This window comes from Parabacteroides sp. AF14-59, assembly GCF_003479515.1.
Classification (GTDB): Bacteria; Bacteroidota; Bacteroidia; order Bacteroidales; family Tannerellaceae; genus Parabacteroides; species Parabacteroides faecis.
Genome location: NZ_QUHH01000010.1, coordinates 171,604 through 197,384 on the forward strand (window position 1 = coordinate 171,604; position 25,781 = coordinate 197,384).

13 protein-coding genes are annotated in these 25,781 nt (G+C 46.1%); 6 read left to right on the top strand and 7 right to left on the bottom strand.

The window, feature by feature from the left end:
- On the bottom strand, nt 1-370 hold a 370-nt coding region (locus tag DWW23_RS12835), incomplete at its 3' end, for a two-component regulator propeller domain-containing protein (protein WP_199664145.1).
- Between the two features lie 325 nt (nt 371-695).
- On the opposite strand from DWW23_RS12835, the gene DWW23_RS12840 reads away from it, so the two are divergent.
- From DWW23_RS12840 to DWW23_RS12865, 6 genes are all read left to right on the top strand, one after another.
- On the top strand, nt 696-3,845 hold the full coding sequence (locus tag DWW23_RS12840; RefSeq protein WP_370449263.1) for a SusC/RagA family TonB-linked outer membrane protein: 3,150 nt from the start codon (nt 696-698) through the stop codon (nt 3,843-3,845).
- Nucleotides 3,846-3,857: 12 nt separating this feature from the next.
- Nucleotides 3,858-5,840, top strand: a complete 1,983-nt coding sequence (locus DWW23_RS12845) for a RagB/SusD family nutrient uptake outer membrane protein (protein ID WP_122353682.1) — start codon at nt 3,858-3,860, stop codon at nt 5,838-5,840.
- Nucleotides 5,841-5,943: 103 nt separating this feature from the next.
- A complete protein-coding gene (locus tag DWW23_RS12850) occupies nt 5,944-7,395 on the top strand; it encodes a sulfatase (protein ID WP_122353683.1) in 1,452 nt (483 codons plus the stop codon).
- Nucleotides 7,396-7,459: 64 nt separating this feature from the next.
- The gene (locus DWW23_RS12855) at nt 7,460-8,791 is read left to right on the top strand and encodes an alpha-L-fucosidase (RefSeq protein WP_370449265.1); all 1,332 of its coding nucleotides are present in this window, start codon (nt 7,460-7,462) and stop codon (nt 8,789-8,791) included.
- 22 nt (nt 8,792-8,813) lie between these two features.
- Nucleotides 8,814-10,355, top strand: coding sequence for a sulfatase (locus DWW23_RS12860; RefSeq protein ID WP_122353685.1), 1,542 nt, complete (start codon nt 8,814-8,816; stop codon nt 10,353-10,355).
- Between the two features lie 70 nt (nt 10,356-10,425).
- Entirely contained in the window at nt 10,426-10,680 is a 255-nt protein-coding gene (locus DWW23_RS12865; protein WP_122353686.1) for a DUF6722 family protein, read from the top strand.
- A gap of 177 nt (nt 10,681-10,857) precedes the next feature.
- On the opposite strand, the gene DWW23_RS12870 is transcribed toward DWW23_RS12865, so the two are convergent.
- The 6 genes from DWW23_RS12870 to DWW23_RS12895 all read right to left on the bottom strand — a co-directional run bounded on the left by DWW23_RS12870 (nt 10,858) and on the right by DWW23_RS12895 (nt 25,776).
- Nucleotides 10,858-11,571, bottom strand: a complete 714-nt coding sequence (locus DWW23_RS12870; protein WP_122353687.1) for a hypothetical protein — start codon at nt 11,569-11,571, stop codon at nt 10,858-10,860.
- Nucleotides 11,572-11,678: 107 nt separating this feature from the next.
- Complete coding sequence (locus DWW23_RS12875; protein WP_122353688.1) at nt 11,679-16,541, bottom strand: efflux RND transporter permease subunit; 4,863 nt, start codon at nt 16,539-16,541, stop codon at nt 11,679-11,681.
- The gene (locus tag DWW23_RS12880) at nt 16,538-19,714 is read right to left on the bottom strand and encodes an efflux RND transporter permease subunit (protein ID WP_122353689.1); all 3,177 of its coding nucleotides are present in this window, start codon (nt 19,712-19,714) and stop codon (nt 16,538-16,540) included. The genes DWW23_RS12875 and DWW23_RS12880 overlap by 4 nt, the downstream gene beginning before the upstream one ends.
- Nucleotides 19,715-19,874: 160 nt before the next feature.
- Nucleotides 19,875-20,936, bottom strand: a complete 1,062-nt coding sequence (locus DWW23_RS12885; protein ID WP_122353690.1) for an efflux RND transporter periplasmic adaptor subunit — start codon at nt 20,934-20,936, stop codon at nt 19,875-19,877.
- Between the two features lie 6 nt (nt 20,937-20,942).
- Nucleotides 20,943-22,439 carry a TolC family protein gene (locus tag DWW23_RS12890; protein ID WP_122353691.1) on the bottom strand — a complete coding sequence of 499 codons (1,497 nt, stop codon included), beginning with the start codon at nt 22,437-22,439 and terminating at the stop codon, nt 20,943-20,945.
- A gap of 19 nt (nt 22,440-22,458) precedes the next feature.
- Nucleotides 22,459-25,776 (bottom strand): xanthan lyase, encoded by a 3,318-nt coding sequence (locus DWW23_RS12895; RefSeq protein ID WP_122353692.1) that lies wholly within the window; start codon nt 25,774-25,776, stop codon nt 22,459-22,461.
- Between the last annotated feature and the right edge of the window lie 5 nt (nt 25,777-25,781).

Consider the following 25,781-nt stretch of genomic DNA (forward strand, 5'->3'; position numbering starts at 1 on the left):
CATCTTGAACTCCGGTAAATTTCCCGTTTTCATTAATAGAAACAAAATGCTCCATACGGCGATCGAAACAGAAGAGTTGCCCGCTCACATTCAACCAAAGCAGATTATTTCCGGTTTCATGGATACTGGAAACTTTCATATAAAGCCCATCCGAACCGAAATTCTTTATATTTTTTCCATCATAACGGCTCAAACCATTATCTGTGCCAAACCACATAAAACCATCCATATCTTTATGAATACACAAGACTGTATTATCGGCCAGTCCGTTTTGCATGGTGAGCACCCTGATATCCTTTTCAAAAAAGGCATAACCGGAAAAACTATAAAAAATAGAGAATAGTATAGCGACAATAAATTTCCTCATCATCTAATTAACAAAGCTCCTCATTTAGATATTTCAAACATATACAAAGAAACAAAAAAAAGAGGATATTACCTCTAAACAAGACAAAGAAAAACAACATAAATATAATGCATGAATAATCTACCGACTATCCATGAATAAAACACCCAGTATCCTGTTTTTCAACAGAAAAAATAAAGAAAACGCCCATCGTTAATGAAGAAAACACATGTTATCCCTTCCAGGCAGACCTGATACTTTTGCTTACAAAGATTTAATAAAATTAGTATTAACAACCTTAAAACTAAAAAGGATGAAGAAAAGAGTCACTTTTTTAATTGTGCTGCTAATGGTTAGTATATTTCATATATACGCACAACAGCAAAACATTAGCGGTACTGTCATTGACAAGAACCTGAATGAACCCGTTATCGGAGCTTCCATTCAAATAAAAGGTACAACAAACGGGACTATTACCGATTTGGACGGAAAATTCTCTATCAATGCTTCGAAAGATGATATCCTGGTGATCTCCTACATAGGATACACTACACAAGAGATCAAACTTACCGGACAATCCAGTCTAAAAATAGAATTGAATGAAGACACTCAGGCACTGGACGAAGTAGTAGTAGTAGGGTTCGGTACCCAAAAGAAAGTTAATCTGACCGGAGCTGTAGCGACTGTCGATAAGAAGGTATTAGCATCCAGGCCGGTAACTTCCGTTTCACAGTCTTTACAAGGGGCAGTTCCCGGATTAAACTTATCCACCGCCGACCTGGGAGGACAATTGGGTCAGAACATGAACGTTAATATTCGTGGTACAGGAACGATCGGAAAAGGTTCCAAAGGCGAGCCACTTATCCTGATCGACGGCATGGAAGGAAACATGAACAACCTGAATCCGGAAGATGTTGAAAACATCTCTGTATTGAAAGATGCCTCCTCTTCCTCTATCTACGGTTCGCGGGCAGCGTTCGGCGTAATTATGATAACAACCAAAAAAGGTAAAGCCGGGAAAATGCAAATAAACTACAACAATAACGTCCGTTATTCCGGTCCGACCAATCTCCCTAATCAACTCGATTCATACCGTTTCGCAAATTTCTTCAATGAAGCTTCTATCAATCAGGGAGGTAGTGTCATTTTTGACGAAGAGACCATCGGTCGCATACAAAAATACATGGCCGGAGAATTAGCGGCAACGACTATTGCCAACGGTAACAACTGGCATTTTCATGAAAAAGCTAATGATAATGTAAACTGGTGGAAAAAACACTTCCAGTGGGCATGGTCGAACGAACATAATATCAGTCTGAGCGGTGGTACGGAAAAGATACAATACTACGCATCCGGAAGTTATCTGAACCAAAATGGTAACTTGCGTTACGGAGAAGATAATTATAAACGTTACAATGCAACTGCTAAGGTTAATACACAAATAAACAAATATGTAGATTTCAATATTAACACAAAGTTCGTACGTTTTGACCTCGACAACCCTATTTATCTGGAAGAAGGCGGACTTCTTTACCACGATATTGCCCGTATGTGGCCCATGATGCCTTTTAAAGACCCGAACGGTTATTATATGAGAAACGGAAAACTCAACCAGTTGGTAGACGGCGGACGTTCCAAGACCCATAACGATAATATTTATATGCAGGGACAGCTCGTAGTCCACCCGCTTAAAGGATGGAATATTTACGCAGAAGCCGGCATGAGAATTATCAATCAGAACAAGCAAACGAACTTGAATCCGATCTATGAACACGATGTAAACGGGAATCCGCAGGCATTAGCTTTTAGCGGAAGTTATTCTCCGGGAGCTTCGTTCGCACGCTCTGCTTACCTGAACAGTAATTTCTATACGACAAGCGTTTATACCGATTATACTTTACAGCTGAAAGACCATTACTTTAAGGCATTGATTGGTATGAATACCGAAGAATATGTCTATCGCGAATTAAGCGCCCAACGTCCCGATGTGATCAGTAGCCTTGTTCCGGAAATCAGTGCGTCTACCGGGGAGGATAAAATCAACAGTTCCAAATATAATGACTGGTCGACTGCCGGATTCTTCGGACGTATCAACTATTCATATAAGGACCGGTATATGGTAGAAATGAACGTTCGTTACGATGGTTCTTCCCGTTTCCTCAGAGACCAGCGCTGGAACGTGTTCCCTTCTTTCTCTTTAGGATGGAATGTAGCACGCGAATCGTTCTTCGAACCGATAAGTAACATCATCAATACGTTGAAACCGCGTGTTTCATGGGGTATGTTAGGAAATCAGAATACTGACTCATACTATCCGTTCTATCTGACACAAAGCGTAACGGCTAATGGCGGCAACTGGTTAATGAATGGCGGCAAACCGACAACGGCAGGAGTTCCGGGAATGGTCAGCAGCACACTTACCTGGGAAAAAATCTACAATACTAATATAGGTATCGACCTCGGCATGCTGGACAACCGCCTGAATGCAACTGCCGAGTATTTTATCCGCAGAACCAAAGACATGGTCGGACCGGCAGCCGAAGTGGGTGCCATATTAGGAACCTCTCTTCCGAACACGAACAATGCCGAACTGAAAAATAAAGGATGGGAAATACAACTGAACTGGAGAGACCAGATAGGAAAAGTGAATTACAATGCCGGATTTAATCTTTCAGACTATCGCGCTAAAGTTATTTCATACCCCAATGCTTCTAAAGCTCTTTGGGATGCAGACGGTAATACGCTTTACTACGACGGAATGACAATCGGAGAAATCTGGGGATACGAGACGGAAGGTATCGCTAAATCCGATGAACAAATGACCGAATGGCTGGCCAACAATGACCAGAGTAAAATCGGTTCAGCCTGGGGAGCCGGCGACATTATGTATCGCGACCTGAACGGTGACAAAGTAGTCGACAGTGGAAACAGTACAGCTATAGATCATGGCGACTTAAAAGTAATCGGTAACAATACGCCTCGCTTCCGTTTCGGCCTGAGCCTGGGAGCAGATTGGAAAGGTTTCGATGTACAGATGTTTTTCCAGGGAGTTATGAAACGTGACATTTGGTTAGGCGGTCCTATGTTTTGGGGAGCTGATGGCGGAGAGTGGCAATCGGTTGGCTTTAGTGAACACCTTGACTATTTCCGTCCGGAGAACACAACTTCCGTATTCGGAGCAAATCTCGATTCCTACTACCCCAAAGCTTATCTGGGTGATAAAGGAAACAAAAACAAAAAAACTCAGACACGCTATTTACAAAACGGAGCTTATATGCGTATGAAGAACCTGCAAATAGGATATACATTCCCCCGAGCTTGGATGAATAAAGCGAATATCCAAAAGCTCCGTATTTATGTTAGTGCAGAAAATCTTTTCACTATCAGTGGCATAGCCGATATGTTCGATCCCGAAGCAACTGCTGCCAACGGATTCAGCAATGGTAAGACATACCCGCTATCTAAAACTATTTCATTCGGTTTAAATATCACTCTTTAAAATACAAAAACAATGAAAAAAAATCTATTATACATCATAACATTGGCTGGTGCTTTATGCTCCTGTAACGATTTTCTTGACAAAGAACCGTTGGACGCTGTGCCCACCGACAAATATTTATTGACTGAAAGTGATTTGGCTGCTTATTCGGCTAATCTGTACGATCAGCTTCCCTCCCATACACCCGGACAATATAATATGGGGGTATTCGTCACCGACAACAATAGTGACAACCAGGCCGCAAGCAATCCCAATAGTTCATTTGTGAAGGGAGAAACCCGCGTAGCACAAAGCGGAGGTGCCTGGGATTTTGGAAAGATCCGTAATGTCAACTATTTCATCGACAAAGTACGCCCCCGGCTCGAGAATGGGGAATTAAACGGAACAGAAGCCAACAATAAACATTATTTGGGAGAAATGTATTTCTTCCGTGCATATATCTACTATACCAAACTAGTTGCACTCGGCGACTTTCCCATATTGAAAAACTGGATTACAGAAGATTATGAGACTGTCAGGGAAGCAAGCAAAAGACGTCCGCGCAATGAAGTGGCACGTTTCATCCTGCAAGACCTGGACTCGGCCTATTATTACATGAAAGAAACTCCGCCCATGACCAACCGGCTGACTAAAGATTGTGCCGCCCTTTTGAAAAGCCGTGTAGCCTTATTTGAAGGTACATGGGAAAAATACCACAAAGGGACAGCACGCGTGCCGGGTGGTCCGGGATGGCCGGGAGCGAACAAAGATTATCTGAAAGATTTTTCAATCGACATCGATTCTGAAATAAGATTCTTCCTGACGGAAGCCAAAGAAGCTGCTCAAATAGTTGCCGATAAATATTCGTTATCCAGCGATTATTCGTCTCTATTCAACAGCCAATCGTTAAGTAGCACTTCTGAGGTATTATTATGGAGAGCCTATGATGCAAGTCTTACTCCTGCTGTCAACCATTTTGTAGTGGGTTATATACAACGTAACGGAGGTGGAAATACCGGATGGACACGCAGTATGATGCAATCTTACCTGATGGAAAACGGATTACCGATCTATGCGAATAACTCCGGTTATCAAGGTGATAAGACCTATGAATCCGTAGCAGCCGATCGTGACCCACGTTTAGGATACAATACCATTTTACCCGGTGAATTATTATCAGAAGGAGGAAGCAATATTGAATATCTTGTGAACGGATATGGTTATTATTATCGTGCACCTATCGTGCTGGGTCAGAATGAGAACAAATGCCCTACCGGTTATTCGGTAAAAAAAGGTCTGACAACAGATGCTGCACAAGGTCCGACGCTGCCTTCTACCACAGCTTGTGTAGTATTCCGGGCTGCTGAAGCATATCTGAATTATATGGAAGCCGATTATGAATTGAGCAACTCGTTAGATGCCAACAGTGGAAAATATTGGAAAGCTCTTCGTGCACGTGCCAATATGGATACCGACTATCAGAAAACAATAAATGCAACGGATTTAAATAAAGAATTGGATTTTGCCCGTTATTCCGGCTCTGAATTAGTATCAACGACTCTCTACAACATCCGTCGTGAACGCCGCATCGAGTTTGCTGCCGAAGGACTTCGTCTGAATGACCTGAAACGTTGGCGTGCATTGGATATGATGCAGGGATATCACGTAGAAGGTTTCGATTTATGGAGTGAAAATTATGCACGTTATACAACGCCAACTCCCACTCCGGCAGCAGATGTTACTCTTTCGGTCGTTAATCTGATAGAATCAGGAAATACAAATGCAAACGTATCTGCAAAATCAGAAAGCCAGTATCTTCGTCCTTACCGTATCAATACGAATAATATTGCTTACAATGGTTACAATTGGAACCAGAACAAATATCTGAACCCGATTGCCTTCGACCATTTCCGACTGACAACAGAAACAGAGGGTTCCACTGATTATGCTTCCTCTACAATTTATCAGAATCCGGGATGGAAGATAGAAACCAGCAGTCTTCCTGAAGGCGATTAATGATCTATTCATGATAAAACAAGACCTCCATATTTTCTCCGGGAGGTCTTGTTCTTTCAAAATGATATTGTATTCCACTATAATTATGTAACTTTACTGCACCATGAAAAAAACTATCACTCACACATTATTGCTATTTCCTATATTAGCAATGGGAATACAAGCACAAGAGAAACAGTCTTCTCCAAACCTGATCTTTATTATGGCTGATCAATGGCGCGGAGATGCTTTAGGATGCCTGGGTAAAGAGGCTGTAAAAACACCTCATCTGGATCAATTGGCATCAGAAGGTGTTAACTTTACCAATGCAATCAGCAGTTATCCGGTATCTTCCCCGGCACGTGGCATGCTGATGACGGGAATGTATCCTGTACATAGTAAAGTTACCGGAAATTGTAATTCGGCAACAGCCCCTTATGGAGTCGAACTGCCTACCTCGGCACGCTGCTGGTCGGACGTCCTGAAAGATCAGGGATATGAATTGGGGTATATCGGCAAATGGCATCTGGATGCTCCTTACCAACCTTATATCGATACGAATAACAACAAAGGGAAAATAGCCTGGAACGAATGGTGCCCTAAAGACCGTCGTCACGGTTTCAGTCACTGGATCGCCTACGGGACGTACGATTATCATCTAAAGCCTATGTACTGGGATACGGATGCCAGCCGCGAGGAATTCTATTTCGTAGACCAATGGGGGCCGGAATATGAGGCCGACCGGGCCATCGACTATATCGCCAATCAAGATAATAAACTCCGCGACGGGGATAAACCCTTCGCCCTGGTCGTATCCATGAACCCGCCTCACACCGGGTATGACCTGGTTCCCGATAAATACAAAGAGGTATACCGGAATGTAGATGTCGAATCACTATGCAACTCTCCCATCATCGCACCGAAAGGAACGGAATACGGGGATTTCTACCGGAAGAGCGTACTGGATTATTATGCTTGCATGACCGGCGTTGACGACCAGGTCGGCCGCATTATCCGTGCACTGAAAGAGCGGGGGCTTTTCGAGAATACCATCGTAGTATTCACCTCCGATCATGGTGACAGTATGGGGATGCACGATCATATCGGAAAGAATATTTACTACGAGGAAGCCATGCGCGTCCCGATGATACTCACCTGGCCGGAGAAGATCGCACCGCGCCAAGACTCGACACTGATGATCGGTTTTGCCGATCTCTATCCTTCACTATTGTCATTAATGGGCTTCCAGGAAGAGATACCTGCCGAAGTGGAGACGTTCGATCTGTCTGCTTCTATCCTTTCTCCCGACAACGTTCAGGAGGTAATACAGCCTTATTATCAAGTCTCCTCTGAAAATTTGACGACTGGTTACAGAGGTTTCCGGACAAAAAAATATACATTTGCAGTACACGCTACAAACGGCCAGACTGACGAATGGATACTGTTCGACCGCGAGCAAGACCCGTACCAACTAAACAATATTGCATCCGATCAGCCGGAACTGATTAAACAGTTTGCCAGCCGGTTAAAAGACTGGTTGAAGAAGACAAACGATCCTTTTACAAATAGCTTATAAACATAAACACATGAATACACGTTTTTATCTGGTAATCTTATTGATAGCAAGTTTTCTCCCGGCAATGGGACAACAAACGGAGATACCTCGCCCGGCACCTCATCAGTTGAAGTGGCACGAATCGGAAATGGGCGTCGTCTTCCATTATGACCTCCATGTCTTCGACGGCATTAAATACGGTCAGGGTAATAACCGTGTCCAGCCGATAGAGGATTATAATATCTTCAACCCGACCCAGCTGAATACCGATCAATGGGTACAGGCCGCCAAAGCAGCGGGAGCCAAGTTCGCCGTACTAACGGCAACACACGAGACAGGCTTTGCCATTTACCAGAGCGATGTCAATCCGTATTGCCTGAAAGCGTTGAAATGGCGCGACGGCAAAGGAGATATCATCCGAGACTTCGTCAATTCATGTAGAAAATACGATATAATGCCCGGCATCTATGTCGGCATCCGATGGAATTCACTTTTTGGCGTTCATAATTTCAAGGTACAGGGGGAAGGAGAGTTTGCCACCCACCGTCAACAATGGTATAAACATTTCTGCGAGCGCATGGTGGAAGAACTCTGCAGCCGCTACGGCGATTTGTTTATGATCTGGTTTGACGGTGGCGCAGACGATCCGAAAGGCGACGGGCCGGATGTATTACCCATCGTCACCAAGTACCAGCCTGAATGCCTTTTCTATCATAATGTAGACCGGGCGGACTTCCGTTGGGGCGGTTCCGAGTCAGGTACGGTCGGTTATCCCTGCTGGTCCTCTTTCCCCTACCCTTACTCACACAGTAACAACACGGAAGGAAGCCGTAACCATAACGATCTGCTGAAACATGGTGACCAGGATGGTAAATACTGGGTCCCGGCTATGGCAGACACTCCGCTGCGTGGCATGAACGGGCGGCATGAATGGTTCTGGGAGCCGGACGACGAGAATACCGTCTATCCGGTAGACAGCCTGATGAATATGTATTATAAGTCAGTCGGAAGGAATGCCACATTGATCGTCGGACTGACTCCCGATACGACCGGACTGATCCCTGCCGGCGATGTGCAACGGCTGAAAGAATGGGGTGACGAAATCAACCGCCGCTTCTCCTCTCCCATTGCCTCTGCATCGGGACAAAAGAAAAGCCTGACACTGAAACTGGACAAACCGCAGGCTGTCAACCATTGCATTATCCAGGAGAATATCGCTAATGGCGAACGTATCCGCCGGTATAAAGTGGAAGCCAAAGTAAACGGTAAATGGCAAACCGTCTGCGAGGGCGAGTCGGTCGGACATAAACGTATCGAACAATTCCCGGCAGTCGAAGCATCGGCTCTGCGCCTGATGGTCTCTCAATCGGTAGCACAACCGGATATACGCAACTTCAGTGTCTATAACGTTGAATAAATAAGAGATAAAATATACAAACATGAACAAAAGAATATTAGTATCACTCATAGCAATTCCCCTACTGGGAACGACAAGACAAGCCGAAGCGGCAACCCCGCAGGACCGGCCGAATATTATTCTCTTTTTAGTAGATGATATGGGCTGGCAGGATACTTCCCTCCCCTTTTGGAAGGAAAAAACCCATTACAACGAAGTATATGAAACGCCCAATATGGAACGTCTCGCCCGTCAGGGAATGATGTTCACCCAGGCGTATGCTTCCAGTATCAGTTCGCCGAGCCGTTGCAGCCTCTACACCGGTATGAACGCCGGACGTCACCGGGTAACGAACTGGACCTATCCGAAGAATGCCTCCACCGACCGTAAAAGCGATGTCCTGGAACTGCCGGATTGGAATGTGAACGGTATCTGCGAAGTTCCCGGCATCGAACATACCTACCAGGTCACTTCTATGGCCCAAATACTGAAAGATAACGGCTATCATACCATCCACTGCGGGAAGGCACATTGGGGAGCTCTCGATACACCGGGAGAGAACCCGTATCATTTTGGCTTTGAAGTGAATATTGCAGGACATGCCGGTGGCGGACTGGCAAGCTATCTGGGAGAAGCCAATTTCGGTAACCGGACAGACGGAAAACCGAGTCCCTGGTTCGCCGTTCCCGGATTGGATGAGTATTGGGGAAAAGATATTTTCATCACGGAAGCCTTAACCCAGAAAGCCATGAAAGCCTTGGATAAGGCACAACAATACGACCAGCCGTTCTTCCTGTATATGTCGCATTACGCCATCCACGTCCCGATCGACAAGGATATGCGTTTCTACCAGAAGTATGTCGATAAGGGACTGGGAGAGAAAGAGGCCGCTTATGCCGCCCTGATCGAGGGTATGGACAAGAGCCTGGGAGATATCATGGATTACCTGGAGAAGAATAACCTGGCAGATAATACCATTATCCTTTTCATGTCGGATAACGGCGGACTTGCCGCCGAACCGGAATGGCGTGACGGTGTCCCTCATACCCAGAACTCCCCGCTGAATAGCGGTAAAGGTTCTGCCTATGAAGGCGGTGTCCGCGAACCGATGATCGTCAGCTGGCCGGGAAAAGTACAGCCGCAAACCAAGACAGATAAATACCTCATCATCGAAGATTTCTTCCCTACCATCCTCGAAATGGCAGGCATAAAGAAATACAAAACGATCCAGCCTGTCGACGGTGTCAGCTTCATGCCGTTACTGACCAACACCGGCGATCCTTCCAGGGGACGCAGCCTCTACTGGAACTTCCCGAATCTTTGGGGAAACACCGGTCCGGGTATCGGAGCGACCTGCACGATCCGCCAAGGGGATTGGAAACTGATCTATTATTATGAGACTGGAAAGAAGGAATTGTTCAACATTCCCGACGATATAGGAGAAAAGAACGACCTGTCCGCCACTCATCCCAAACTGGTAAAGAATCTATCCAAAGACCTGGGGAAACAGTTACGAAAAATGGAAGCACAGCGCCCATCGTTCAAAGCGACAGGAAAGCCTTGCCCATGGCCGGATGAGATATAAATATTAACGGAGATCACTACTCTCTTTCAACAATATATCCTATCTTTGCCTGTAACAAAATTATTTAACTATGAAGAATAAGCAAAAGACAAGGATTGTAGCCGTTCCTGTCATACAGGAGCAGATGCGGAGAGAAGAAATAAATCTTCGCAAAGAGTATGGAATGTATTTATTGGACGTATCGAAGCTAATAGTCGGCGGAGCAGTTATTACAACGGCTATACAGATTAATACTGATAAATTTCTAATTATAACAATCGCTGTTAGTATTGCGGTGTTTTTCGGTATTTTTGGATTTATAGTATTAACCTTTAAAAAGAAATAAATATGGAACCAGCTTTATTATTATATATCCTTTTAGGTGTTGCTGGTCTTGGAGCTTTTCTTTTCGCCATATCTCCGGCAGGTCGCCGTTGGTTAGATAAGAATAGTTGAAAACAATAACTCAGGCACGGATTACACTCATCTAATTAATAGAAACGTGTAATCCGTGCTTGTTCTATTATATAAACTTCTCCCTCTTCTGCAAATTCAGTAGTCCTATCATCATCCAGACGATCCCTCCTATCAAAAGGAAAATACGATTCTTTACAATCAATCCTTCCCAGATCACCGGGAGGAAGTTATCGGGCACTTTAAAAGGATTCAGCAGGATATTCCAGAAAGAGCGTTCTATGAAATTCATTTTACTGGTAATCATCAGGAGAATAGCCAGGATGATCGTTAGTACGGCTGTACCGTTCCCGCTATGCGTTATCGTGGAGAACATAAAAGCCAGGTTACCGAAGAAAACAAGCGGGAACATCAACTGGATAGACATCTCAAACGGATTGACCGGATACAACAGCAAGGTAGCCAAATAGGAAAAAGCAACCAGGATAAAGAAAATAGCGACATAGATCATCAGCAAACGTACACCCCAGACCTTATATTTATAATCGGGAATACCAAAAAGTATCTCCAGTATCCGGCTGTCTTCATCGTTCTGAATACCGAATACGGCAGGATAGAAAACCAACAAGACACAAGGAAACATCAACAGGCTATAGATCAGACCTTCATTGATCTCCGCACGATTCCAGGCAGACTGAAACATAAAATAGGCAAAGAACACGAATGCAGCCAGCAAAAACCAGATGAATTTGCCGGCAAAGATGATCTTCAGATTATATTTTACTACTTTGGGCAGTAAAGGTATCAATTGCTTTATTGTCATAACTATCTTTTTATTACATATCTATCACTATTATCTTATACCGCTTAGCACTTGCATTCCATACTGTTCTTCACCAGCATCTTACACTGCTCAGCACAGGTATCCTGCTATCGGCTTCCCCCTTCCATATTTTTCAACAGGCAGAGATAAGCATCTTCCAGGTTCGGTTCCACCTGCACCGCTCCTTCATAAGGAGAATCGACAGAGAGATAACGGACCTGTATCGTATCGCCATTCTGTATATGATGGACCACCATCGCTTTATCCAGTACCTGCTCGAAAGAATCCCGGTCGATATGGAACTGCCAGACTTTACCGACTGCCATATCCACCATATCCGTCGGATCACCGAAATATTTCAGTTCACCTTTATTGATAACAACCACCTGGCTGCAGGAGCTGGATATGTCTTCAATGATATGCGTCGAGAAGATCACAATGCGATCCTTACTCAATTCTACCAGCAAATTACGGAAACGGATACGTTCACGCGGATCGAGCCCGGCAGTAGGTTCATCCACCACCAGGATACGGGGCAGATGGAGCAGGATCAGAGCAATCCCGATACGTTGCTTCATACCGCCGGAGAAAGAACCGATCTTATCATCTTTCCGTTCATACATATGGACGGCTTTCAACACATATTCCAGACGTTCATTCCGCTGCTCGTTATCGGTCAATCCTTTCAGGATAGCCTGGTAATCGAGGAATTCCCAGGACGACATATTCTCGTACGTACCGAATTCCTGCGGCAGGAAACCGATCAGGCTCTGCAATTCCTCCCGGTAGACACGGGTATCCAGTCCGTTGATCCATATACTGCCGTAACTCTGCTCCAAAATACCGCAGACAATACGCATCAGCGTGGATTTACCGGCCCCGTTAGGTCCTAACAAACCGAACATACCCGTACGGATCTCGAAAGAGACACCCCGCAACGCCTTGAACGGCTTTCGTTGTTTTCCTATCAACGGAATACTTTTCACCATACGGAACCAGGAACGGCGCAAACCGGCAAGCCGTCCTTTTATACGTTCGATATTGATCTCCCGCTCATACAGATACTGGGAAGAGATATAAACTGCAATACAGAACGCCCACAAAAGTCCGACAACGGAAATCAGCCCCGTATTATCCATCTTCCGGAACAGGATAAACAGAATGACGGGAGGGATACTCCAGAAGATAGCACGGTTTATATATTTCACCCACTTTTTATCTCCGAAACGGAAGAACAAATATTGCCGTACCTTCCGCCACAGGTAAAGCAGGGTTGCATAGATGGCAAATGATAACAGGAAGATCCATAACTTACTATGAATGAAGAACCAGGTAAAATAGATTCCGAAGAGCAAGATACCGAATTGCCATATCACATTCACAAAATCTTTCAGGGAACGATATTCATTACTCAATCCCAGATGCCGGCGAATAAGCAATCCGCTGTTCCATTGGCGGCTGATACGTCCGGGCCAGTCATAGATCTTCACCAGGTTACGGACAGAGATATGTATCTCTTCTCCCGGATCGATCACTTTCGATTTAGCCCGCCGCAAGCTGGTCTGTGCAAAATAGGTAACACCCGGAATACCGAAGATCAGAATGACCAGGTAAATGGATTGCCACAACATGCCGTTGCCATACAGCCAGATACAGGTTACACCCAACACGAATAAAACCAAATGGAGTGCCCATATCTTACGGGATAAACTACGATACCACTCCAATGTATTTTCCAGCCCCATACAAACAGTAGGGATCAGGATCAATGTCAGCAAAGCGGAAAAAGTCAAACCACCGATGACCGTAATGGCGAACGGGGCACCGATCGCACCGGCATATTCCGAATCTCCCATCGCCAGCGGAAACATAGCTACGATCGTCGTGATCGAAGTAATCAGGATCGGACGGATACGCGACAGGCCTGCCGTCATCAACGCCCTGTTCCGCCTGTAACCTTGCTTACGGAGAATATTGGAATAATCGATCAGGATGATACCGTTATTTACCACCACTCCCAGCAAAATAAGGAATCCTGTCAATGTATTCGCATTCAACAGGCTGTTATTGGTCAGCAACAGAGCCAGCAAGGAGCCTATGGCAGCCAACGGGATAGAGAAAAGCAATACAAAAGGTGTCACGAGCGATTCGAAGACAGAAGCCAGTATCATAAAGATCAGGATAAAAGCAGCCAATATCAGGAACTTGAAATCGGCAAACTCATCCTCCTCATGGAAGACCTCTACGGCAACCCCTGCAGGCAGGTTATAACCCGCAACCAGCTGATCGATATCCGAACGGTATCCTTCCAGCAGATCTTTCGACGATTCCACATCTTTGGAGAAGTTATAGAAAACCTCGATCTGCTTGTCCTGATTGACACGCATGATACGGGAGCGTCCCCGTCCGTAATTGATAGATGCCAGATCCTGCAGGTTATGCAGACCTCCGTTGGCATTCTGTATCTGTACACGGCGCAGGTCGTCGACCGTCTTTTCCTTCTGGGTATTTTCGGCATTTTCTTCCTCTTCTTCCTCCAGTTCCTGCTCCTCTTCGGGGACATCGTTACGGATAATAATATCATAGGTATCCTCTCCTATCTTGAAGGAAGTACCGGAAGAATATTCGGGATTGAGCGCAGCCAACCCGGATGAAATATTAGCACGGGTAATTTCATAGGAAGTCAGCAGGATCGGATCGAAATCCAGATGTATTTCCGGCTGGCGCTGGTTATAAGAGACACGCGAATGGCGGATAAACTCCTGTTCATCCAGATAATAGCGGAGATCTTCCGCCACCAATTGCATTACATCGAAATCGGCTCCCTTTATCACGATCCGCTCCCGGTTATCCCCGATCCCCAGCAGACGCATAAAGTTCCCCAAACCGGCCATAGCCGATCCGCCACCGCCTCCACCGCCCGTAGCTTCGTCTACAGAGATCTCGGCTCCCTGTATATTAGACAAAAGACCCTGGACAGACGCTTTATATTCAGCCATCTTACTGCCTGCCTTCTCCACGAAATCGTCGGTAAAGGTAAGGGTAAGAACTGCATTCTTCTCATTGATACGGCTGATCAGTTCTTTCCTCCCGGGAAAGCTATCGAGCCGCTCTTCAATCACCCGTACCAGTTTATCCGCATTATCCAGCGTACTGCCTGTCTGCATGGTTACATAGACATTGATACGGTCGGTATTCACTTCCTTCATCCCCTGCACATTCAGTGTGATGGAAAGGATGAGGGTGACAAACAAAAGAATGATCGCACCGAAAATCGTCACACCCGGATTACGCATACAGGTTTTCAGGGCAACCAGATAAATCTGGACAGGACGCTGGGTGATAGAGACCTTTTGGTAAAAGACATTGTCGGTATTACCGGACGCAGATAACGCAGAAGACGCAGATTTACGCAGAAAGAAATTTTTAAAAGAAAATCTGCGTACGTCTGCGTTCTCTGCATCGTCTGCGTCCCCTAATTGTGCCGTTGGTGCCTTTGGACGGCGGCGAAGCAGCACATATGTCGCCATCGGAATGAAAAGCAGGGCTACAAACAGGGATATCGTCAGGGTAGAGATGATCGATACACCGATATGATGTCCGATCAGCTTGATCATAAAATTATCGGAAAAGACGAACGGCAGGAAGACAGTGACCGTCGTCAACGTTGCCGCCACAATAGAACGCCATACCTCTTTCGTTCCTTGCGTTACAGAACGTTCGGGCGTACAACCGGCTGCCGACAGGCGATAGATATTCTCCAGCACGACGACACTGTTGTCCAGCAGCATCCCGATCGCAAGCGCCATACCGACCAGCGTCAGGCTGTTGATCGTTATACCGAACGCATAAAAGAAATTGAATGCCGTATAGACCGAAATAGGTATGGAAAGAGCGATAAAGAATACCAGCCGCAGGTTCTTCAGGAACAACCACAGGATCAGTATGGCCAGCAATCCGCCCACCAGGGCCAGATTAATAATCTGGTTGATATTGTTCTCCATCGTTTCCGCCGTATTCTCCTGCACCACAACCTCCACGTCCAGATAAGCCAGCTTCTCGTTCAGCCGGTCGATCGCCTCGAGGGCACGGTGAGACAAGTCGATCAGATTCGCCTGCGAATCGTTCATCAGGGCGACAGAGACGGCATCTTTCCCGTTCACACGGCTATAGGAAGTCTCCTCTTTCAGGTCGAAGAAGACCGTAGCGACATCTTTCAACAGTACCGGACCGGGAGCGACCACGATATTCTCCAGATCGGATACTTTCGTATAAAGTGCGTTGACATGGATAAAGTACTTGCTATCCGGCTCATTCGCAAAACCGACAAAGGCTTTATCCTGCGTATTTTGTGTCAGCAGGCCACTGATAGAAGACGGTGTAAGGTTCAGGGCTTTGCAGGCTTCCCGGTTCAGCCGGATCTCGATCGCTTTCTCCCGTCCGCCATAGACATTTACGGATGCCACCCCGTCGACATTCTCCAGATCGGTGCGGATCTCTTTATCCACGATATTCCTCACCCGGTCGACACCTCCCGAACCGCGTACCTGCAGAACCATAAAGTTGTTCGCCAACTGGCTGATATCCACCTTCTGCAACTGCACCGTAAAGCCTTCGGGGAAGGTAGCAGCCAACTCGTTCACCTTCTCCTGCAATTTGAGGGAAGTGATCTTGAAGTTCACCGTATTCTTAAAATCGACCTGTATGGAAGACTGGCGGCTGTCGATGGATGATTCTATCTTATTTACACCGCCGATCGAACTGATCGCTCCTTCCAGCGGGATGATCACCTCCGACTCCACATACGAAGGGTCCATATCCTGCTGTGAGGATACCTGGACAAACAGGGTCGGCAGTTCCGCGTTGGGCAATAACTCCACCGGCAGTTGTTTATACGACACGTAACCGAGCATGGTCAGTGCTATAAACAACATACAGATAGTTATTCTTCTATGTAGTAAAAAGTTCATGCTTTTCTATTCGTTAAACCCGTTTTCACCTTCTCCAAAATATAATATACACACGGAATGACCATCAAACTCATCAATGTAGATGTGACTAACCCGCCGATCACGGCTATTGCCATAGGTGAACGGAGCGAAGCCCCTTCACCGAAACTGAAGGTCATCGGGAGCAATGCCAGGATAGTGGTCAGCGTCGTCATGATGATCGGCCGGATACGTTGCTGGCCTGCTTCGACAATCGCATCAGTCAGGTCGCGATCCATCTTCAGCTGGTTGATGCGGTCTACCAGGATGATCGAGTTGTTCACGGCAATACCGACCAGCATGACGATACCGATCACACCCATCATATTGATCGTCGTCCCCGTCAGGAAAAACAACAGGATAGCGCCGACTACCGCCAAGGGAATGGTCAGCAGGATCGTGAACGGATGCAAAAGCGATTCGAACTGTGATGCCAGTACCATATAAACGAGGATGACCGACAAGGCAAGGGCGAACAGCAGGCTATTCATCGACTCCTGCCGCTTTTCCTCTTCTCCCGTTACGGTGATTGAATAATTGTTAGGCAATTCGATATCTCTGACCGACTGACGGATCTCCTCCGCCAGCTTATCGAGCGATTTACCCGTATCCATATTGGCCATCACTTTACTGATACGGTTCTGGTTACGCCGGTAGATCTCTTTCGGGGCCTGCGATTCTTCCAGGGTCGCTATCTCGCGCAGACGGAATTCCTGTTCACCGTTCTTGATGACCAGGTCACCCAGGGCACGCAACGGGATATCAGGTACTTTAATAATGATATCGCGCATCTCCCCGCGGTATTCCATCTTTCCGGCCTCTTTCCCGCCCAGCTGCTGTTTCAACTGCTCGATCACGGTCGATACGCTCAGGTTATTGATACCTGCCATTGTCCGGTCGATGGAGATGGTGATCTCCGGGGCACCGTCTTCGATAGACGACATGATATTATAAAGGCCGGAAACGTCCTGCATCCGGTTCTTCACTTCTTCCGTAATAGCGGCTATCTCGTCCAGTTCCTCTCCTTTCACCTCGACTACGATAGGGGCGCCTTCGCTGCCCAGCAACGAGCTCAGTGAGTTTTCTTCCTGCTTGATAGTCAACTCCAATCCGTCAGGATTCTCCGCCGTACGTACAAACTGTTCGATAACCGCTTCCGGCGATACCGGGCAGGCGGGAGAAAGGATTATTTTCATCATAGCCGTGTTCTCCCCTTCAAAAATGGCATTTTCCGAGCCGCTCCCTTCACCGATATGGCTGTAAACGGTCGACAGGCTATCTCCCGTAATGGTATAAAGCAGCTGTTCCAGATTATCGACAGCCGAGGCAGTACGTTCCAGCCGCGTCCCTTCCGGCATTTTCACCAGGACAGTAAACGCCTTGCTTTCCGTCCGCGGCATAAACTCCGTCCCAATAAACGGCAACAGGAAAACCGTTACGACCATCAAGCCAACAGCTGCTCCAATAACTATCCAGCGATGACTGATCAAACTTCGTAAAATACGGCTGTAACCTGTCATCTGAAGACCTGTTCCTCCTAATTTCCTCTTAGTGTCCGAAGGTATCCTTTTCCCCTCTTGAGAGGGGGTAGGGGGTGTGTCATTTTCACCGGAAGAATGAGAATGTTTCACCAACCGATCATACAACATCGGAATCACCAATATAGCCACAAACAACGATGATACCAGCGAGAACGTCACCGTCCATGCCTGGTCCTTGAATAACTCGCCCGAAGCCCCATGCAGATAGACGATCGGCAGGAACACCACAATCGTAGTCAGCGTCGAAGCGATCACCGCCCCCGCTACCTCGGAAGTTCCGGTTATGGTCGCTTCCCTCACAGGTACGCCTCTCTCCTGGTTCCGGAAGATGCTTTCGATAACCACAATGGCATTATCCACCAACATCCCGGCTCCCAGCGCCAATCCTCCGAGCGTCATTATATTCAGCGTAAGTCCGTTGAAGAACATCAGATTGAAAGTCGCCACGATCGAGATCGGAATAGCCATGCTGACAATCAATGTAGTCCCGAACCGGCGAAGGAAAACAAACAGGATGATGACAGCCAGGATAATACCCAGGACTGCACTCTCCTTCACCTCTCCGATCGCATTCTTGATAAACGTTCCCTGATTGGTTATCACCTTAAAATGATACCCGGGCAACGCCTGTTCGATAACAGCCAGCTGACGGGATACGCCATCCACCACCTTGACCGTATTATAACGCATTTCCTTATAGATGGAAAGCCCGATACTCCGCTGTCCGTTGATGCGGACGATATTATCGGGTCGCGCATTCTCAAATTGAACGGTAGCGACTTCCCGAAGGAAAAGCGGAGCCTTGTCTGCCGCCGCATCCGTCCCTGTATTCTGGGAGGCATTCGCTGCCGTCTCCTGCTTCGTCACCGGCTTATAGCCGACGATCAGATTTTCAAAATCAGCCTCCGAGCCGAACATACTGGAGCTTTTTACCAGATACTGCAATCCCAGCTCGCTGACACGGCCGCCGGATATACTTTGGTTGTTCGCCTCGATACGGGAGGCAATATCTTCTATCTTCAATCCGAAAGCATCCAGTTTATACGGGTCGGTCTGTATGATCAGGGTATTTTCCTCCTGGCCGGACAAAGTTACTTCAGCAACGCCTTCCAACCGGATCAATTCGTTCCGGATATAACTCTCTGCTACTTTTCGTAGCTCCGCCATATCTGTTATAGTCTGATGGGACATACCGATCAGGATAACCGGCGACTGGTTAGGATCGTGTTGCGTGATCTTCAGCTCGGTAATATCTTTATTCTGGGAAAACGGATTCATCGCTTTCTGCAAATCAAGAAAAGCCTCATCCATGTCTTTCGTCCAGGTATATTCCACAGTGATACGGGCCGAACCAGCCTTGACTACCGACGAAACCTGTGTCACATCGCTTTGCCGGATCGCCATCGACTCCATATTTTTGACGAACTGCTTCTCTATCTCTTCCGGCGGACGTTCGCCGGCTTTCAGCTCGATGAACAGCCGGGGATTATTCAGGTCGGGTAGCAGGTCCACACTCAACTGATCGTACGATATCTTTCCCAGCAACAGAATTGCCAGTACGACCATACAGATTGTGACCGGATTGCTTACTGCAAATTTGACAATGTTCTTCATATATTCATTATTTATCAAAAGTGAGCCATTTCAAAAGTTGACAGTTGACAAGTGACAGTTGACAGTTATGTCGGCTTTCAGCCGATTTATTTACCGAACGCGAAGCCCAACTGTCACTTGTCAACTGTCATCTGTCAACTGAAAAATGTTTCACATTTTTCTATTTTTGTACCTTCACTTTGCTATTCTCCTTCAATGTCTCGAAGCCTTTGACAACGAGATTGTCATTTTCACGAAGGCCTTCCAGTACTTCGATATTATCTTCATCCTCCAATCCTGTTTTGATATTCCGCAGGATGGCCGTATTCTTGTCTACAATGAATACATATTTACGACGGCGGTTGGATTGTACGACATCTTTCGGTATGATAATGGCACTATCGGCACGGTCTACCACGATATCCGCCTTAACAAACATACCCGGACGCAGTTTCAGGCCACCGTTCTGGATCAGTATCTTCCCTTTAAAGGTACGGGTTTCCGTGCTGATAGCCGGCGACAGTTCACTGATCACGGCTTTCAACGTATCTTCCGGCAATGTATAATGCGTAATAAACACCGGCTGATCGGCTTTCACATAACTGATAGCACTCTCCGGCAGATTGATATCCATATACATCCGGGCATAATCCATCAATCCGACCATCGGTTTTCCCTGCTCTACCCTTACGTCTGTCGTATAATGAGGCAGATTGACGATTACTCCGTCGAAAGGCGCTTTCACATTCATCTTCTCCAGGTTGAGTTTCGCATTCTCCAGGTCATAACGGGCATTCGTCACCTTCACTTCGGTATTACGCATTTCGCTCAGTGTCACGCCGCCTTTTTCATAAAGAGCCTTTTGTTTCGTTTGTTCCTGCTCGGCTATTTCCAAACTCAGCTCTTTGGCGTCTATGGCAATGCCATTTTCATATTCTTTATCTTCCAAACGGATGATTAACTGTCCTTTTGAAACCAGGTCACCCAACTTGAACGGTTTTCCCGTCTTGGGATTCACCTGCAATTTATACAAACCGCTCATCTCGGAATTGAGATCGACACCATAGGTTGGCTGTGCCGTACCGGTCGTATTGATCAGTTTGCTGATAGAACCTTTTTTCAACTCCTTTACGGATACCGGCGTAGCGATATCGCTGGGAGCATTTTGCGGCTGGTTGTTACAACCGGTTGTTATTACGGCAAGTAATAAAAGAGATACAAGGGTATGATTATATTTTTTCATAACTGATTATTTTTCTGAGATTAAGTCTTTCATCGGAACGATCGGAGTATTCATTTCAAAATCGTACAAAGAGAGTATTTTAAGATTCAACAATTCGATCTTATAGTTAATAAGCGCCTGTGTATAAGAAATCTTCTTATTCGACAACTGTGTCTGGAACTGGCTCATTTCCATACCGGTCAGATCGCCCTCACGGTAACGGGTCAGGTTCAGATCGTACGTACGCTGCGCATTCATCACGTTTTGTTCAGCGATCTTGATCTGTGTCCGGAGATTCTCCAGGTTACGCCATACCTGGCGGATATTCAGTTCGATATCGACCTTATCTTCATGGAAATCGAGTTTATTGATATTCTGGGCTACTTTCTGCGCACGGATACGGGCTTTCTTTTCCCCCCAGTCAAAGATCGGTACCGTAAAGCTGATAGCTACCCGCGGATTCTGTGTCGGATTCTCATAAATCTTATCAAAACGTTTATTATCGCCGATCAGACCAAAAGAGACAGATATATCTCCTTTAAATTCATTCAACGCCTTCGTCTTGATCATATCAAAACCGAGTTCGTCGCTCTCTATTTCCCGCTGGCGAAGTTCCAGACGTGATTCCAGACCGTGAGAAATTGCCTGTTGCAGATTGACATCGATCGGCTTGACTTCTATCTCGGCAAATACCATCAGGTCTTCATCCAGGTTCATTCCTAACGATTGTTTCAACTTATCCTTCGTATTCTCAAGAGATACCTGTTGTTCTTCCACTGAAGAACGAGCCGTTGCCAGGTTCAGCTCTGCCTGAAATAACTCATCTTTGGCTGCCAGGTCGGCCTCCACCTTGTTCTTGATGATATCATAGCTTTGCTGGGCGTTTACCAACTCTTCGCGGGTAATGGCCAGCTGGCTCTGAGCCATATACACATTATAGAACTGATTCGTGATATCTTTTTCCGTATTCAGACGTTGCAGGGCATAACTGATATGGGCATTCTCATAATCATATTCTATCTGTTTTAATTCCATTTTTCGCTTGTTATAAGTGAAGATAGGTTGGGATAATTGCAGATAGAGGTTATTATTGAACGCTTTATTACTATTCTTATCACCGTCGATATTGGAGTTGTTATCCTGCCAGCCGAACGTATTGATCAAAGAGATCTCTCCATCCGTCCATAAGATAGGCTGATCGACCCGGAAAGTTCCGCTGGATGTAAATGACTCATTGGTATACCATTGTGACAAACGATTGTCAAAACGGCGGTTCTTCTCATACCCCACCGGATTCAGGTTCAGGGAAAACTTGGATTTGAGGGAAGCCCGCTGTGCAACCAGCGTCTCCTGATACCGCTCCAGGTTCATATGCGAACGGCGCAGGTTCGGACTGTTCTCTTCCGCAATATCCAACGCTTTCTCGATAGTCAGCGACAACTGCCCGTGAGATGCCAGCGGCACTCCCAAGAGGACCAGAACCGTAAGAAGCATCTTTTTCATCCGTAATAACTCTCTTTGCATATAAGTAGACTTTTAATGATTAACGTTTTACCAGTTTGACGGCATCCGCCGTTACACTTCTTAATTTACATTCGTTTGTCAGGACGATAAATGCAGTATCGGCTACAAAATAATAGACACCCAACTGTTCCCATCCCTCATTCGCTTTCCGGAGGTCGATATAAGCGTCCTCCGTCTCTTCTCCCTGTTTTACCTTGAAACGGTACTCTCCCTGGGCACGGTCGTTATACCGCATTTCATTGTTCTTGCTGACATAATAATAAACATCATACTGTCCTTCGGCAGGTACCGGAATCTTCCAGGTAGCCGTCTGGCTGCCGTTACCGCTTTTTATCACGTAAGCGGAACGGATGTATTTTCCGTAATAATTGGCATTCGTCGTAGCTGTCCATTGCAAGGGTGGCCGCCAGTCGGAGACACCGGAATACTTGAACGAGGTATCCTCTACTTTATCCAACCATTTAGGCAGCATACCCACTACATCCGGTTCAGACAGGACAAACAAAGTCGTATCTTCATTATCGACAATGATCTCCCCTTCAATATCCTGCGAAGAAGTTGAAACGATGAAATCACCCTCGGTATCTATATTCTGCCTTCTTTCCTGTTTGATATTCCCTACAGGTTGATTGATCACACTCGGCAGATTGCCGGATATCAAAGTATTGACAGTGACATCACGCGGTGCCTCTTCCCATACGGACACCAACTCTTTTGTCTGATGGGCCGCTAAAGGAATCTTCCGGCTGGTGCGCGGATCGATGTTGTTCTGGTCACGCCTGCCCACTCCCTGTATATCTATATGAACAATTCCGTCATGATCAGAATTATTGCTGACCTGCATCCTGAGGACAAAGACCTCCTGTCCCCGATTCGTGATCCGCGTTACTTCCGGCCGTCCCAGTGTATAATAAGGCAGAGGCGTAGGATACGACCATTCCGACAGTCCCGAACGGATATCCGTATGGCTGATATTTCCTAATGTATCCAGCAGACTCTCAAACTGGATATTCCGGAATGTATTCTTTTCCAGCAATGCATACACAGAATCCCTGAATGCGTTCACCCCGATACTGATCTCCGGATCGGCAAACAGGCGGTAGACCTTCAAGCTGACGATATTTTCAAGTAAATTGCGGTACTCTACATTAGCCAGAAGTTCCTTAAATCCCTGTTTTTCCATCAACAGGCTTGCTTTTTCATTATTACTGATACCGTTTATATCACGTTCCCAGCCGTAGTTATCCGATTTCTTCTGCAGGTAAAGTTCGATAGCCGCATTAGCAACCGGCCAATCGGGAGAAAAGATGTTATACCGGTAATTATATAACTGGGGAAACAGGAAATAGGGATTTGCCTGTGAAGAAATATTGTAATTACCCCGTCCGGCAGAAGAGAAATTATAGTTCCCTTCCGGTCGCTGGAAAATCCAGAAGAAATTATTCAGCGCACGTATCTTCGCCTCTTCTTCAGTGATCTCACGCCCGCCCCTTTTCGACCATTTTATTTGGTTACGCCAGGCTCTATCTACATCGAGTTGTCCGAAGACACACCCTTTTTCCGGGAAAAGGACCATCTCGGGTTGGACAGCTTCCTGGGCTTGCGACCAGGCACGGGTATAGGTAGAGAATTGTACCGGCACTTCAATCACAGAAAAACGGTTGAACGGATAACTCAACCGATAGGTACGTTCCAGGTTCTCCCGCATATTACGGACGAAACTCGGTATCGTATCGAGGATAGAATCGAATGTAGCCGTATAGTAATCATTCCCTTCGATATGCCATATACTATATACTGTACTGTCCGACTCCAGACTTTGTTGTTTATATTTTCCCACGATCAGAGAAATAGCCTGTACCGGATATTCGGGTGTAAACGAATAAGATCCGTCTTCCTCCTTTACCCCTTCCCCCTGTGAAAGCGGAGTCAATCCCGGAAGTGGCTTCACCTGCAAACCGAATTTACTGAAATAGGTCTGCTGCCAGTCCGGACTCATATTGCTGTAAGATGTTCCCGGACGTGGATACCAGTAGGTTTCCGGAGTGAACAACAGGTAATCGTCCGTTTGAAATACATATTGCTTATCTATATTGAACAGGAAATTCCTGTATTCTTTCTGTAAAACTTCTGCCGGAATATCCAGATAACAGAATTTACTATCGATCTTCCCTCCATATTTAACGGAGAAAGTAACCGTATCGCCCGGGACGATCTCCTGACCGAAATCAACCAATAGGATCTGATTATCCCTTTTAAAATCAAGGCTGTTCCCTCCCCTCTTTATCTCCTGTACCTGTAACCCCGGATTCAGGCAGAAAGTAAATACCTCAGCCGGTTCCAATGCCAACCCCTTCATCGTTACTTCCGAAACGAATGTTTCCGGTTGCTGCTCCAGCGAAATATCATACTGCTCGATGATCATTTTGGGAGTATGTACATATTTATTATTGACTTCCGTATACAACGTCCGCATCTCCCCTTGTCCCAGAATGGAATGAACATGTTTATACCCTGCCGCACCACTTATCAGCAACATACAGAACGAAAGGAATAACCACGGATAATTGCTGCGTGATGAATTAGGCAACCGCCGGAACAGAAAGATCGTAAAGAATATAAAAGCCAGTCCGGCAAAGAAATAGATAGCCCGGTGATTCAATACCGTTTCCCAATTCGTAAAACCGACGATACCCGACTTCACCAACGGCAGGCTATAGGCCATATAATCGAACAGATAATAGAACTTATCACTGATATAGAACAATGTCAGCCCGATATATCCCAGTAAGATAATAAAGGTAAGCGCCTGGTTCTTCAACACCAGCATCAGGAAAATAGACAGACCGATAATGAAAACCAGTGTCGGGATGCTTATCAGGAAGAAATACAGAAGATACGCTCCCCAATCTACCGCCATTCCCGAAGTGATCAGATTGAAAATCAATGCCATCCCCATCACGATCAGGTTCAGTATCAGGAATACCCGCAGGTTTCCCCATATCTTCCCGATCACATATTCGGCATTACTCAACGGACGGACATAAAAAACCTCGGAGGTATCCAGTTTCTTATCCCTCTTCAAAAATTCCGAAGCAAGAAAGATACAGATCACCGCCTGGCCGGTATTAAGCAGTAACAGATTGACATAAGGCAAATTGGAAGGAAGCGCTTTCAGCATCCACATGCCTCCGCCATCGTCTGCTACGAGCATGCCGAAGTCAAAGAATCCGAGTATCAGTATCGCCAGTACCATAAACACTTTAAAGAACCAACTCCGGATCAATATTTTGCTTTCGTATTTTGCTACCGATTGTATATTGTTGATAAACGACATAAAGG